The organism is Paenibacillus sp. OSY-SE (genome assembly GCF_000283315.1).
GTDB classification, from domain to species: Bacteria; Bacillota; Bacilli; order Paenibacillales; family Paenibacillaceae; genus Paenibacillus_B; species Paenibacillus_B profundus.
In genome coordinates, this window is record NZ_ALKF01000177.1 from 63,874 (window position 1) to 77,319 (window position 13,446).

Sequence of the window (13,446 nt, forward strand, 5' to 3'; positions counted from 1 at the left end):
GTCTAGGATACGAACCGAACCGCAGACCATTTTCATGCAACCCTTGTTGCATTAGGATGAAGATAAGAGATAAACAAGTACGACATAATGCATCGTGGTGCTTAATATAGAGTTCTCAGGGGTAAAGGAGTGGCTAGAAACGATGATGGAACGAGGAAATAAGACGAAGACACAGCGGAAAGCACAGGTGCTTGTATTGACAGGTGCCATTGGGCACGGCCATGTGCAAACGGCCAATGCGATCCGGGAATCGGCCGCAGCGTGGTTCCATGAAGATGTCGATGTGCACGTCGTTGACTACATGGAACAGGTGGCACCCCATTTGCACGGGGTCGGCTCCTATTGCTTCATTCAGTGGCTTAAGCTGTTCCCGAATATGTACGGCTATCTGTTCGAGATGACACGGAAAGATCGCGGCCTCGCCCAGTTGTTGAAAAGCGTTCGGCTGACCAGTCTGCGCCCCTTGTCCAAGCTGGTGCAGCGTATGAGACCAGACGTCATCGTCAGCACGTTTCCGGCTGCAAGCGCGGCCGTCTCGAAGCTGAAGGAACGCGGCCTCGTCGATTGCCCAGCCGTTACCGTCATTACGGACCATACGGATCACAGCTTCTGGATCCACCCGTACACCGATCTGTATATGGTCGGGTCACAGGAAGCACAGAACGTGCTTGTCGCGCAAGGCATCTCCGCGGCACGTATCGAGGTGACGGGAATTCCCGTACGTCCAGCCTTCTACAATACCTATGACAAACAAGAGCTGCGTGAACGCCACGGGCTAGACGGTTCCGCAATGACGGTGCTGATGATGGGCGGCGGATGCGGCCTGCTCGACGCAGCGCTGCTGCGGGAGTTGGAGAAGGCTCCTTGGGCGAGCAGCATGCAATTCATCGTCATCTGCGGACGCAACGAGCGGCTGCAGCAGCAGTTGGAACGATGGGCGGAGCAGACGCCCTTGCGCGTGCACATCGAAGGCTATGTCGAGGCCGTACACGAGTACATGGCGATGTCCGACCTGATGATTACGAAATCAGGCGGCGTAACGACAACTGAAGCAGTCGTGCAGAAGCTGCCGCTGCTCGTCTATAAGCCGCTGCCCGGACAAGAGCAGGATAACATCCGCTACTTGCTTCGGAACGGGCTAGCCCGCCGAGCCAAGAGCGCGGACGACCTGCTGTCGAAGCTCGCTTCCTTCGAAGCTCACCCGGAGCAGTTGGAGCGAATACGCGAGCGCGCACAAGCCGAGCAGCAGCATACGCCTGTCAGCGCGTTGCAGGCTATTCTGAACGTGCTGAATCAGCCGGCGATGCAGCGCAAAGCAGCGGCTGGGCAATGGTTCCGGCGACGCAGAATCGTATAAGCGACTAATCGTCTAACCATCTATTCAAGCAGGTATTCGACCACTCGATAGCAATTAGTCTAATCGTATGTGTGACTGGTTATATGTGTGCCTAATCGTCAATCACCGTCCAACTTTGGTCTGGAGCTTATGCATGGACGAATATAATCTAGCATACATGTCTGGACCAATTGGGTCTGGCGCTCATGCCTAACCGGCTTATATTTTGCGGTCAACCTAGACAACCTCGTCTGTGCCTATGCACAGACGACTTCGGTCTGATGCTCACGCCCAGCCAGCTTCACTCTAACACTTGTGCCAACCAGCTTAACTCTATCGTCACGCCTAGATGACTCATTCTAACCACTTCGGTTGTCATTCTAGCCTACCTGCCCTCACTCTGACGCTCTCGTCTGGCCCGGTTCTTCCTGTTGAGATGCTTGGTAACGCGAATATGGATGAATCGGGATGCTCTGAGCCCAATGGAGGCTTCGATAAGAGCATCCATTGGAAAACATACACCAGAATGGCCTGTCGCATGCAGAAACTCTCCTTTTCGTTGGAAAACATCCAATCAAATCACACCCTATATGTGATCCTCAGCCATTTCGGGTAATTCCATTGCACATTTTCCAATGGATCGCCCCGTCTACTGCCTTGACTCTAAGAAACATTGGACAAATTCCAACGGAATCAAGCGCCCCATACTATAATTCAAAAAACAAGCTATTCCTCCGGCTAGTTCCACCGAGCCAGCTGGACGAGTAGCTTGTTTTCGTTGCATGACGCGATTATCCTACACATTATTTCCGCTCCTGCTTCGAGTGGGCATACAACCGCTCCACCTTGTCATCGGCAATTTCCTTCTCTCCGTAACGCGCTTCATTGTACGCTTCACCCAACTCGGTCAAGACGCTAGTATTCGCTGCACGGTCCTGCCGTCCGATCTCCTGAACTGTCTCCTTCGGCGTCAGATAAGAGCGGTGCTCGTATCCCTTCGCCTCAGAGCGCTGCAGCTGATCCCGATACAGATAACGCACGCGTTCGCGATTGGTCTTCAGTTCCGAATATTTAGCATGCGGCCTCCCCCATCTCCGCATGGCCTTGTTCCAAGGCTGCATCACATTGCGGCGCAGCTTCTCCCACTGAAACATGCTCGTTTGCTCATCGATATACCCAACTTCTGACGGTGTCTCACCCTTTTGGCTGAAGAACTGAAGCAACCATTGCCATAGCTTCGGGAACCATTTCTTCACGGCAAATCGGAACAAGTAAATGAAGCCAGCAATGATGGCGACCGCGAGAGCGCACCAGACGGCGACGATGGCGATCCGCTCCAGCAGCTGCACGAACGCGCTCGGCTCCTTGGCTTTCCCCAATCCCAACAGAGGCGGCGGCTCCGGCATTGACGGCGGTATGTCGGGTACGGCATCCGTCGGCGGACTGCTGCGGAACAGCCACCCGAGCAGCGCTCGGGTCCAGTTCATAAGCGTATCCATCGCCGAACCGAACGTGAGCGCGACAGCCATCATAACAAAGACAAAAAACGAACCGGCATACCACGCATTAATATGGCTCACCTGGGCCGGAACCGAGCTGCGAACACCTCCGGCATCGCCAGATCCGGCACTAAGGTTGGCCTTGCGCAATTGGCTCCAATTCATTTGAAACAGCGTGACGACGATGGCGATTATGCCAGCCCCTACCAGATGATCTTGAAACGGCATCATTTCTGGACGATATATAGATACGATATAAACAATGAAATAGACAGCCAACGCAATTCCGTTCCAATGCACGGTATCCATCCATAAGTCTAATTCGGACACAATCTTTACACCCCGGCCAAAGAGAACGAAGCACATTACAAGAGACACGATGCGGGGGATATCTATCGGTCCGGACGCAGCATACAGCACGCCCCCGATAACCAGTACCAACATGAGCCATAGGTTATCCCGCTTCCAGCGGAAGATCTTTTTCGCCATGACGCCGAGCAATGCAAACAGAGGCAATATGCCATACCAGAACGAGGCTCCCGCCTGTTCGGGAAGCAAATATACAGTAAGCAGAAATACGATCGGAAACGCCAACACGTATTCCAACAGGCCGCGACATCCGTCCGATATCCATTTGGATTTATCCGGCATTCGGATTCACCTCTTTCGCTTCAGTCACTCGCAGGCTTGGCTCGGGCAGGACGACCAGCTCGACACCGTTGCCCCTCATTCGAATTCGGGATAGAACCGCGTTGCCATCGCTCAGCCGAATCGGCGTAATGATGACGAAATCAGTATTCGCCGCATCCTCCCACTGCTTCATTAGTGATTCGAACGACAAGGTCAGCTCCAGCTCCAGCTTCGACATTAGATCGAACATGGCGGACAGGTGGTGCGATCCCGCAGCCGGTGTTAGCGTTACCGCTTGCCCCTTGGGACGGTCGTGCAAGCTTCCGTTACAGCTGAATCCCGTCTCGATGCCTTTCATCACAGTCAGGTTCGCAATGGAAGCCGCGTATGAGAGCGCCTGCTCGACGCCTTCCGGCCTCGTAACCTTGGACCACATCCGTTCGCTCGTTTCAAAATTAACGATAATCATCAGCTTGCGGTCCGCTGTATAGTCGAACTTATGCACTTGCAGCTGGTTCGTCCGGGCCGTCGCCTTCCAATGCACCGACTTCAGTGAATCGCCGGCACAGTACGGTCGTACGCCTGATTTCCAAAACGGATCCTCCAGTATCCACCGGCGCACGGTAATGTCCCCAATCCAGCTTTTATTAGAAAAAGGGATGTGCTCGATCGGCACCAATTGGGGAAATACGACGATTTCCAAAGAAAGCGGGATCCTTCTGACCTTATCGATAATTCCGAACGGATCGCCCACAGTCATCGTCGCACTGTCCAGCTGGTACACCCCCCGCCCCATGCAAGTAATGTGGTGCCTTCGCACGATTTGGGTATAAGGCATCAGCGCGAATAAGCTCTTATGGTTCTGCGAGATTTCCCCGACATCCACATCAAGGTTGCTCTGACTCTCGAACCGGAGCGAGCTGTGGATCATAGATTCCAGGCGCACCCAAGGCAGCGGCAACAGCTTGTCATTTCCGATAGTCTCAATCATCTCTACGCTCTCACCGACGAACAGCTTCTGCTTCGTGAACGTGCGCGTGTAGTATACGTTCTTCAACGCCCACTTCTTATACACTATCCCAAGCAGCGCCAAGGCGATGCCCAGGAACAATATCAACCAATGGAGCGGCATCATGATGCCCCCTTACTCCGTCAATTGCGGTTCCGTCGGCACGGGAACTTGGCTTACGATGTGCTGCAATACCGACTCCGCATAGGATGTTTGGAGCTGGGATGTGTTGTGAAAGAGCAGCCGATGGGCCAGCACAGGAACGACCATGGCCTTCACGTCATCTGGTGAGACATAATCGCGGCCGCCTATAACGGCATACGCCTGAACCGCGCGCAGCAGCGCTTGGCCGGCCCGGGGGCTGGCACCGAGCGCTATCTCATGATGCTTGCGTGTCTGTTCCACGATTTTGAGCAAATACTCCAGAATCGAGTCATCGACGTGCACGTTCGTGTAATGCTTTTGCGCATTCACGATATCTTCCTTGGAAGCGACGGGCTCGATGCTTTGCAGAGGGTTGCCGGAGCGGAATCGTGACAGGATCGCTTTGCTCTCATCGAAAGAGGGATAACCCATCTTCAGCTTCAGCATGAAGCGGTCTAGCTGTGCTTCCGGAAGCGGAAAAGTCCCGTAATTGTCTAGCGGGTTCTGTGTTGCTAACACGATAAACGGCTCCTCGAGCACGAGCGTGTCCCCGTCAATGCTAACTTGCCGCTCCTCCATGCACTCCAAAAGACTCGATTGCGTCCGCGGTGTAGCCCGATTTATTTCATCTGCAAGCAGCAGATTGGTGAATACAGGACCTGGGCGGAATTGGAACTCACTGACCTTCTGGTTGTACACATTCATTCCGCTCAAATCCGTTGGCAGCAGGTCGGGCGTAAATTGAATGCGCTTAAAGGTACCGTCAATCGATTTCGCGATTGATTTCGCGAGCAGCGTCTTTCCTGTACCGGGAACGTCTTCCAACAGCACATGGCCTCCCGTGATCAGGGCGACGAATATCATATCGATGGTCTCGTCTTTACCGACGATGACATGTTGCACATTTTCCTTTATCGATTGGGCCAAAGCATGAATGTGGGATAACTCCATGGAAGCAGGCACCTCGTTTCGTATGGGTATTACAGGAAACCGTTTTCTTGGATCCATCCTTCTTCCTTCTCCATTATCCTGCTGAATTCCTTTTCGATCTCGATTTCCCACACTTACGAATTGGACCATGCATGGAGATTAATAAATTACCACCTACATACTCACGCCTCTGTTTACATTACATATTTATTATGGAATTATTTCCAACATATTTCATACATCTATATTGAATCCATGATACTGCATGGGCGAATTGTTCCTAGAGGAGGAGGTTGTAGTAACTTAAAATCGATGAACACAAATAAAAAATAATATTTTAAAAAGCCATTGACATTTAACCAATTGATAACTTACCATAAATATAGAAAAATAAAACAAATTTAGAAATTGGAGGGTTAATTATGGGTTTGTCTGTGCGCAAAATGAAGTTCGTAACTGGTATTTTGCTGTTTAGTGCAATGCTGCTGCTAGTTGTAACTGTTTTATCGCCTTTCGCCACTGCTCAAGCTCTTGCTGGAGACAAAAGTAACGAAGCTACTTCTCAATTTGAAGAAGAATTAGCGTTTATTTTTGAGGAAGCATCCACGCTAAAAGATGGACTATTTGTTCTTGACACTGAGAAAATTGAGCAACGATTCGGCAAAGATCAAGTAGAGGGTATTGCTTTATTAGTTGAATTTATCAACAGTACTGCCCCTGGTTCAATGTCTACATTTAGCTTTGGATCCTGTATGTTGGATGCTTTGAAGGATTATTTGGGAATATCGGTTGTTGAGGCAGCACTAAGTGGTGGGTTGTATGCTTATTTAGTAAAAAAGGCATGGAAAGATGCTGCCAAATTACTTGTTCGCTATGCAATTACTATGAACGTTGCGGGTTTAACAGCTACTCTTATTTTCTATAGCGGCAAGTGTGCCATTTGGGGTTACAAAGCAGACGGCGAGATAGCTTATGGATAAAAGCAAGTTACCGAGCAGATTTAGTTTCATTATTTTCCCTATTATATTCTTCCTATCCTTTGTTGCAATAAAGCTCTTATTTTCCTCCTTAGATTTCACAGAGATACTCACTGATATAGCCTTGATTTTAGTTATTTATTACATCATAGTAGCAATTTATTGGTTTTTTTTCAGAAAAAAATAGCGATGCTTTCTACATTAAAAGACTTCTCCAATAAGGAGGAGTCTTGTTATCAATTAGAGACAAGGCCGGATCTGCACCCGATTTAAATACGTTGTTGTAAATATTTGCCTAATCTTATTTTTACTTGTATCGATTCTATCATCAATCTGTATTCCAATCAATCAGCCCCTCGCTCGTGAGAACGCCCGATCCACGAAAGACACGTCTAACTGAAATCATGATTGGCCGGTAAATTGGTTATAGTAACATCGACACGATGTCCAAGGAGGAATATTCAATGGATAATACGCATGAATTTGTAGAAAAACTGCACGATGCGCAACAGAAGAACGAGAAGAACAGAAAGAGCGGCAAAGGCAATCCCGGCCACAGCTTGCCCGGCAAGAAGAAGAGCACAAACAAATAACGGCGGGAAGATAGATATACTGCCTGCTTTGCGAATGGAAGCACCGTCCCTGCGATCTGAATCATCGCAGCCTATGGTTAAACACCTGCCTTTTTCTTCATGCAAAAAAGCCATGATCCCGAGGATCAGGGCTTTTTGTATACGAAACATGTTCATGTATCCTCGGTATTTGAATAAACCATGCAATATTGCTCCAAATCGCTGTTCGGAAGCGGAATGACATCAACGATGCTAAAGCCGTAATGCTCATATACCGGGACGTTGTCCGGATTTTGCGTTTCCAGCGTGCATGCTATGCTGCGTTTGTTGCATTCCTCTATTAGAGGCTTCATGATGCGAGAGACGAAGCCTTGCCCCCGATATTTGGATTGCACCACGAGCATGTCGAGGTGAATGTACTCCCGATTGCCGAGCATGGACAACCATGCCGAGCTCATGCTGTGCAAGATGGCTAGCCCTCTTGCAAATTGCCTGATGCCGATGTAGCGGCATATCGGAATGGACTTAATGATGGCAAGCAGCATTGCAGATACATCCTTGAATCGCGATACGATGGATAATCCAGTCCGATCTGATCGGAATACGAGCGCGACCGCCTCCATGTTGCCGGAAGTCGAGTAAACGTCGGAATACGGATACAGCATCGTGACATAATTGCAGAAAAAGATTCGGAGCACATCGAGTCTTGTCGAGCGGTCGGGCAAGATATGCTGGTACAACGGATCTTCCACAAAGCCTTCGGCAAGTACATCGGCTGCTCTGCGGATGTCTTTACGGTCTAGTGTTATCAATGGCGTGCTACAAATAGTTCCACCCCGGATCTGTAAAAGTGTCGTTCTTGGATGCGAAGCGCCCTTGTCCAGCGCTTGCGTTATCATCGTACCGCCGGAGGAACGACGAGTCAAACCCGCTGCGCGCATGTCCCGATCGGAGACGTGGCTAGTCCCCTATCTTTTGCAAAAGACCATATATTGCTATATCTCAACTAACTATGCTAAACTAAAAGCACAAAGCAATTTGATTAAGGTAACCTTATTCAAAAGAGGTGGAAACCGGTGCCGAACAATAAAATAAAGCTTGGTGTACCCAGCGATGAAGGACAAGTCAGCATCATGTTCACCAGAGGAGGTCCCCGCGAAGGCGCAGGCCGCAAAGGATTCGGGGAAACTAAGAAAATATCTTTGACTCTAACCAAAGAGCTATGGGGAGAAATCGAACAGCATTGCAGTTCGCGGAGCTGCTCCCGTTCGGAAATCATTCGAGACATCATTGAATCTTATTTCAATGCAGAGTCGGAGGGATAGGTGAATTCATTTGTTGATTGAAGTACCGCAGCCTATTCTAGCCGAAGCGCTGCAGCACGTAATTAAAGCAGTGTCAGCCAACTGTCCTATTCCCATAATGTCTGGAATTCTACTGCGAGCGAATCGGGATGGATTGACGCTCGTTTCTGGCAATTCGAGCATGATGGTTCAATATGAGATTCCTGCCACGGAAAATGTAAACGTTCAGCGCACAGGAAGTATTGTCATCCCTGCAAAATATTTTAGTGAGATCATTCGCAAATTCCCTGCAGGCGTTGTGACACTAGAAATGAAGGAGCCCCTTATCATTACAATTCAAAGTGGGAATGCGGTTTACCGTTTGTGCGGCATGGATGCGGAGCATTTTCCTCAAATGCCAGAAATCAATGACGGCATTCAAGCTCACATTTCTAGCACCGCGTTGAGAAACATGATTCGCCACGTCGTGTTTGCTGTCTCTCCCTCGGAAAAAAGGCCTGTATTAACAGGCGTATCCTGTCAAATTGATCGCGATGGCAACCTCCGATTTCTGGCAACTGACAGCGTACGACTTGCCTCCCGGCTCACCCGCGTGAGCTTGGCACAAGACATGGTCATACCGCCCGCAATCATCATTCCAGGGAAAAATGTACACGAATTATCGAAAATGCTGAACGAGGAACAGGAAATGGTTGAAATTACGATTGGCAAAAGTCAGATTGGATTTAGAACAAAAAACCTATTGTTTCAATCCGCATTAATCGATGGATCATATCCATCCGTGGATAGGTCAATACCGCAAACCCATTCGACGGAATTGATCGTCGACTCGGTTGAATTGCTGCATGCGATGGAACGGGTCTCCCTCTTGGCCGGAGACGACAATATGATCCAATTGAGCATCAACGAGCATAACGACATCGAATTGATTTCCAATACTGCAGAAATAGGGGATGTATTAGAAGGAGTGCATGCCGAGGAAATGAGTGGGGAACGCCTATCCATTTGTTTCAACGGAAATTACATGAAGGACATCCTTCGTTCCGTCGATAGCGCCAAATTGAGACTTGCATGTTCTGGAAAATGGAAACCGATAGTCGTGCAGCCAGTTGATGACACCGAATCTACATACATGATTACCCCATTACGGTCACATATGTAGCTTCGAGCGCACAACAGGTTGTGTGGTATCTGCAGTTGCACAACAGCCCCCCATCACAGGGGGGCTAACATGCCGTGCGAAGCCCGGTCAGAGGTCAGTGTCTACCATCAGACCGAGACATCGTCACTTCAAGCCTGTCGCAACTTGAAGCAACTGCTCCTTCGTGACGTGCGGCGAATCGCTCGCTACTCGCAAGATGAACTGCTGTCCTGCCTGCCCGCTCATCCAGAACAATTCCTGATACCGATTGGACTCGCTGAACAGGAACTGGTCATTGACCGTATAGTGCGCCTTCGCGCCTTGAACGTCCAGTTCTTCGTATTGCACCGATTCCGAAGCAAGGCCTTTGCTCGTGACGTTCATGTCAGGCATAACCTCAACAGTCACGTAGATTCGATCGTTGTCTGCATTCTTATAGGTTGTGGTATAGCTTTGAAATGGCAGCTGCGGCCCCGGCACGACACGCCAGGCTACGCCATTCCCGTTCTGCTTGCTCTCCTGGCGCAGCTCATCGAGAAGGCTGTACCCTTTCTCATCGACCATGGACTCGTAAGGATTCCCTTCCTTCCCTTCAGAGAAGGTGAAGCTGTCAGGCAACACACGAGGCAAGGAAAGCGGAGCATGCAGCTTCTTAACAGTCTCATTCCACTCCTCTGCGTCCTGCACTTGCTCCTGCTTAGTTACACCGAGCAGTGGATGTCGCTTGTATAGAGGGTGCTCCTCTTTCTCCAATGACGCCACGTATACGACTGCGGCTTGCCCGACTGCCAACTGCTGTTGCACATCCGCCAACGCGCGGCGGATATCTTCGGCGGACGTCCGGGTTAATACAAATTTGGCATCAGTCCGCATTTCTATGTTCATCGTTCCCTGCTCGGCGCTGAACAGCAGCTTCTGTGCCGAATAGGCGAACCCGGTCAGAAGAACGACGGCAAGTGCGACTGCTGCCATTTTGCGCGTGTTGAACTTGCGAACTGTGTAACCCTTTCTCCCCTCTGCCTGAATATGGATGTGATACAGTGCTCCTATTCGTTCATCAAGCGAAGAAGGGCAGCTGACCAGATTGGTTGCCAGTTCATATTCACGCTTCAGTCTTTTTTCCATTGACATAGGTAGACGACTCCTTTCCTGCATTCCGCACCTCGAAAAGATGGCGCAATCTTTTCAGTGCGAGATGATGTCTCGATTTCACCGTTCCCACAGGAATGTGAAGAATGACCGCGATGTCCTCTAAGGAGCAATCCTGATAATACCGGAGAACGATGACTTCCTTCAGCTTCTGGGACAGCTTCTCCACGGCCGGTGTCACTTCCAATTGATCGCTTAGAGCAAGCAAATGCTCCTCTATGTCGTTATGCTGCGACGCATCAAGCCCCGTCGTTACCCGCTCCAGCAGGCGGAACCTTCTCCACGCGCTTCGTTTCCAGCTGCGCACCTGCCTTACGATCAAGCCGTTGAACCAAGCGTGGAATGGCTGTTCAATATCATATTTGGATAAGCTGCGAAACAGTTCCAAGTACACTTCACTCATGATGTCACCCGCGTCTTGCTTATACGGGGCAAGAAAGTAAATGAGTCGGTACGCATGATCGCGGGTCGACTGGTAGACGTATTGGAACGCTTCGTCATCCCCTTGGCTCATCCGGATAAGCCAAGGCTTCAAATCGGATTCCTTCATGTGGCCAGCCTCCATTCAGGTCTTACACGATATATTGGTCGCATCCCTCATTTAGGTTCACTGCAATGTGTCGAGCCAGACCTCGCTTAACCGTCGAATTCCCTCCTCTATCCGCTCCAATGGAATACCGCCGAACCCGATGAAAAATTCCAAGGCGCCGTTCACAGGAGGATGCAGCCATGTAAACGAAGCAGAGGCAAGACGAATGCTGGCAGCACCCGCCAACCGGATCAACTCTTGCTCCGTGCGGGAACTATCGACTCTCATCAGAATGTGGAACCCGGCATCTTCCCCAATAATGGAAGCCCGCTCCCCGAAATAGCTGTGGATGGAGGCGATGAGCCGATCATGCTTTTGCCGATACAGGTTGCGCATTTTACGCACATGCTTCTCTAGGTGGCCCCGTTCCATAAATAACTGCAGCGCATGCTGGTTCCACCGCGATGCCGACTGCTCGAAGAGCGTCCGATGCTCCATCCGCTGATAATCGCCGAGCAGCGACTTCGGCAGCACCATATAGTGAACGCCGATCGCCGGGGACAGCACTTGGGCAAATCCGCCCAAATAAATGACGTCCGCGTCTGGATTCAATCCTTGCAAAGAGGGAATCGGGCGGCCGTAATAGCGCAGTTCACCGTCATAGTCATCCTCGATGATGAATCCGTTCGTCTTCCGGGCCCACTCCAACAGCTGCAGTCGCTTCGCGATCGGCATAATCATCCCCCGCGGAAATTGATGTGACGGAGACACGCAGACGATGCGGGCGGAGCTGTCGTATAATTCACCGAGGTTGATTCCGTCTTCCTCCAATGACACGGGCGTCACTCGATACCCGTGCTGGCGAAAGGTGGACGGACATAGCAGATATCCGGGGTTTTCTACAGCTATATGGTCCGTATGCTCTATCAATATCCGGCTGAGAAAAGAGAGCAGGAAGTGCGGATCGGAACCGATCACGACTTGCTCTGGACTGCAGCGCACCCCTCTGAACTGGTGCAGATACGTTGCAATTTCCTGCCGTAGGCCGGGCTCCCCCTGTGGATCCCCGTACCAGAGTAATTCCTCCATGCCCGAGCGAAGAGCATCATGGAACAAGCTGCGCCACACCCGAAACGGGAAGTGGGAACCGTCTATGTTCGACATGTGAAAGTCATATTTATATACCTTCGTATCGCGGGCTGGAGCCGCTCTATTCGAGGCTTCATGTGGCTGAATCGGGCGGTCCCCTGCCCCGCTTCCCAGCCGCAAATACGGCTCTGGCAGATGCTGCACGTAGTAACCCTTCCTCGGCACACTGGCAATGAACCCTTCCGCAACAAGCTGACTGTACGCCAGCTCAACCGGCGTCGTGCTCAGCGCAAGGAAATCAGCCAAGGCGCGAATCGAAGGAAGCCGGGTATGTTCGGCCAGCCGGCCAGATACAATTTCATCCTTAATATATTCGAGCAGTTGCACATATTGGGGAATATGGCTGTTAATATCAAGCTTGGGGATGAGCAGCATGTAAGTCCCCTCCTCTGTCCTTTTGTTTTTTACAAATCTGTCTATTTTCGAGTATACAAGATTTGACTATAGTTGGAATAGAACAAACAGGAGGGTTGCAAGATGAACACTATGGAACAAGCAGGAACACCCGTACGATTTTTGGAAGGCGCAGGCGTCTATTTACGGCCTATCGGCTTGGAGGATGCGGAGTCCTATTATTACAAGCTGTTCGATCCGGAAGTCAGAAGACTGACCGGCACGCAGAAGCATTTTTCGAAGGAACAAGTTATCCGTTACATCGAGGGCAAAACACAGGACTCATCCGGCATGCTGTTGCTAATTGCGCTCTGTGAGACGAATGAGGTCATCGGGGACATCGAGCTGCAGGATATCGACGGCATTAACCGCAGCGCTAATATACGCATCGCCATTGGCGGCTCGGCCCATCAGGGGAAAGGATACGGCAGCGAAGCGATTGGCCTGCTGCTCGAATACGCATTCGGTACATTGCAGCTGCATCGGATCGAGCTGAACGTATTTGCCTTCAACAAACGTGCCATCCATGTGTATGAAAAGGCAGGGTTCAAACGCGAGGGCGTGCAGCGCGATGCGCTCTACTACGACCACAAGTACCATGATTCCATCATCATGAGCATCCTGGAGGATGAATACCGGAGCACCAAGTGACGGCGCGACACTAGCGTCATATCGGCAAGCCAG

At 50.5% G+C, this 13,446-nt stretch carries 13 protein-coding genes; 6 read left to right on the forward strand and 7 right to left on the reverse strand.

What is annotated here, in order from left to right:
- Nucleotides 1–142: 142 nt before the first annotated feature.
- Nucleotides 143–1,357 carry an MGDG synthase family glycosyltransferase gene (locus A372_RS0112925; RefSeq protein ID WP_019421275.1) on the forward strand — a complete coding sequence of 405 codons (1,215 nt, stop codon included), beginning with the start codon at nt 143–145 and terminating at the stop codon, nt 1,355–1,357.
- Nucleotides 1,358–2,139: 782 nt separating this feature from the next.
- Here the strand turns inward: A372_RS0112925 and A372_RS0112930 are convergent.
- The 3 genes from A372_RS0112930 to A372_RS0112940 are packed head-to-tail and all read right to left on the reverse strand — an operon-like array spanning nt 2,140 to nt 5,569.
- Nucleotides 2,140–3,486, reverse strand: a complete 1,347-nt coding sequence (locus A372_RS0112930) for a DUF4129 domain-containing protein (RefSeq protein ID WP_019421276.1) — start codon at nt 3,484–3,486, stop codon at nt 2,140–2,142.
- The gene (locus A372_RS0112935; protein WP_233697067.1) at nt 3,476–4,600 is read right to left on the reverse strand and encodes a DUF58 domain-containing protein; all 1,125 of its coding nucleotides are present in this window, start codon (nt 4,598–4,600) and stop codon (nt 3,476–3,478) included. Before A372_RS0112935 ends, A372_RS0112930 begins: the two co-directional genes overlap by 11 nt.
- 9 nt (nt 4,601–4,609) lie before the next feature.
- Entirely contained in the window at nt 4,610–5,569 is a 960-nt protein-coding gene (locus A372_RS0112940) for an AAA family ATPase (protein WP_019421278.1), read from the reverse strand.
- Nucleotides 5,570–5,970: 401 nt separating this feature from the next.
- On the opposite strand from A372_RS0112940, the gene A372_RS33870 reads away from it, so the two are divergent.
- Nucleotides 5,971–6,528: a hypothetical protein gene (locus A372_RS33870; RefSeq protein ID WP_019421279.1), complete on the forward strand. Its 558-nt coding sequence runs from the start codon at nt 5,971–5,973 to the stop codon at nt 6,526–6,528.
- 461 nt (nt 6,529–6,989) lie between these two features.
- Nucleotides 6,990–7,118 carry a DUF4023 family protein gene (locus A372_RS36360; RefSeq protein WP_019421281.1) on the forward strand — a complete coding sequence of 43 codons (129 nt, stop codon included), beginning with the start codon at nt 6,990–6,992 and terminating at the stop codon, nt 7,116–7,118.
- 152 nt (nt 7,119–7,270) lie between these two features.
- Here A372_RS36360 and A372_RS0112960 read toward each other — a convergent pair whose 3' ends face one another.
- Nucleotides 7,271–7,996, reverse strand: coding sequence for a GNAT family N-acetyltransferase (locus tag A372_RS0112960; RefSeq protein WP_237728531.1), 726 nt, complete (start codon nt 7,994–7,996; stop codon nt 7,271–7,273).
- A gap of 177 nt (nt 7,997–8,173) precedes the next feature.
- Between A372_RS0112960 and A372_RS0112965 the strand changes: the two genes are divergently transcribed.
- Nucleotides 8,174–8,422, forward strand: coding sequence for a ribbon-helix-helix protein, CopG family (locus A372_RS0112965; RefSeq protein ID WP_019421283.1), 249 nt, complete (start codon nt 8,174–8,176; stop codon nt 8,420–8,422).
- Between the two features lie 13 nt (nt 8,423–8,435).
- Nucleotides 8,436–9,563, forward strand: coding sequence for a DNA polymerase III subunit beta (gene dnaN, locus A372_RS0112970; protein ID WP_019421284.1), 1,128 nt, complete (start codon nt 8,436–8,438; stop codon nt 9,561–9,563).
- A 123-nt stretch (nt 9,564–9,686) separates the two neighbouring features.
- Here the strand turns inward: dnaN and A372_RS0112975 are convergent, their stop codons facing one another.
- The 3 genes from A372_RS0112975 to pdxR are packed head-to-tail and all read right to left on the reverse strand — an operon-like array spanning nt 9,687 to nt 12,744.
- A complete protein-coding gene (locus A372_RS0112975) occupies nt 9,687–10,673 on the reverse strand; it encodes a hypothetical protein (protein ID WP_019421285.1) in 987 nt (328 codons plus the stop codon).
- Nucleotides 10,645–11,241, reverse strand: coding sequence for a sigma-70 family RNA polymerase sigma factor (locus A372_RS0112980; RefSeq protein WP_019421286.1), 597 nt, complete (start codon nt 11,239–11,241; stop codon nt 10,645–10,647). Before A372_RS0112980 ends, A372_RS0112975 begins: the two co-directional genes overlap by 29 nt.
- Before the next feature lie 57 nt (nt 11,242–11,298).
- The gene (pdxR, locus tag A372_RS0112985) at nt 11,299–12,744 is read right to left on the reverse strand and encodes a MocR-like pyridoxine biosynthesis transcription factor PdxR (RefSeq protein WP_019421287.1); all 1,446 of its coding nucleotides are present in this window, start codon (nt 12,742–12,744) and stop codon (nt 11,299–11,301) included.
- 102 nt (nt 12,745–12,846) lie between these two features.
- On the opposite strand from pdxR, the gene A372_RS0112990 reads away from it, so the two are divergent.
- Entirely contained in the window at nt 12,847–13,413 is a 567-nt protein-coding gene (locus A372_RS0112990; protein ID WP_019421288.1) for a GNAT family N-acetyltransferase, read from the forward strand.
- Nucleotides 13,414–13,446 lie beyond the last annotated feature (33 nt).

Coding starts and splice junctions, on each gene's coding strand:
- A372_RS0112980 (WP_019421286.1), bottom strand. CDS start 11,241: ATGAAGGAATCCGATTTGAAGCCTTGGCTTATCCGGATGAGCCAAGGG.
- A372_RS0112930 (WP_019421276.1), bottom strand. CDS start 3,486: ATGCCGGATAAATCCAAATGGATATCGGACGGATGTCGCGGCCTGTTG.
- A372_RS0112990 (WP_019421288.1), top strand. CDS start 12,847: ATGAACACTATGGAACAAGCAGGAACACCCGTACGATTTTTGGAAGGC.
- A372_RS0112935 (WP_233697067.1), bottom strand. CDS start 4,600: ATGATGCCGCTCCATTGGTTGATATTGTTCCTGGGCATCGCCTTGGCG.
- pdxR (WP_019421287.1), bottom strand. CDS start 12,744: ATGCTGCTCATCCCCAAGCTTGATATTAACAGCCATATTCCCCAATAT.
- A372_RS0112925 (WP_019421275.1), top strand. CDS start 143: ATGATGGAACGAGGAAATAAGACGAAGACACAGCGGAAAGCACAGGTG.
- A372_RS36360 (WP_019421281.1), top strand. CDS start 6,990: ATGGATAATACGCATGAATTTGTAGAAAAACTGCACGATGCGCAACAG.
- A372_RS33870 (WP_019421279.1), top strand. CDS start 5,971: ATGGGTTTGTCTGTGCGCAAAATGAAGTTCGTAACTGGTATTTTGCTG.
- A372_RS0112975 (WP_019421285.1), bottom strand. CDS start 10,673: ATGTCAATGGAAAAAAGACTGAAGCGTGAATATGAACTGGCAACCAAT.
- A372_RS0112940 (WP_019421278.1), bottom strand. CDS start 5,569: ATGGAGTTATCCCACATTCATGCTTTGGCCCAATCGATAAAGGAAAAT.
- A372_RS0112960 (WP_237728531.1), bottom strand. CDS start 7,996: ATGATAACGCAAGCGCTGGACAAGGGCGCTTCGCATCCAAGAACGACA.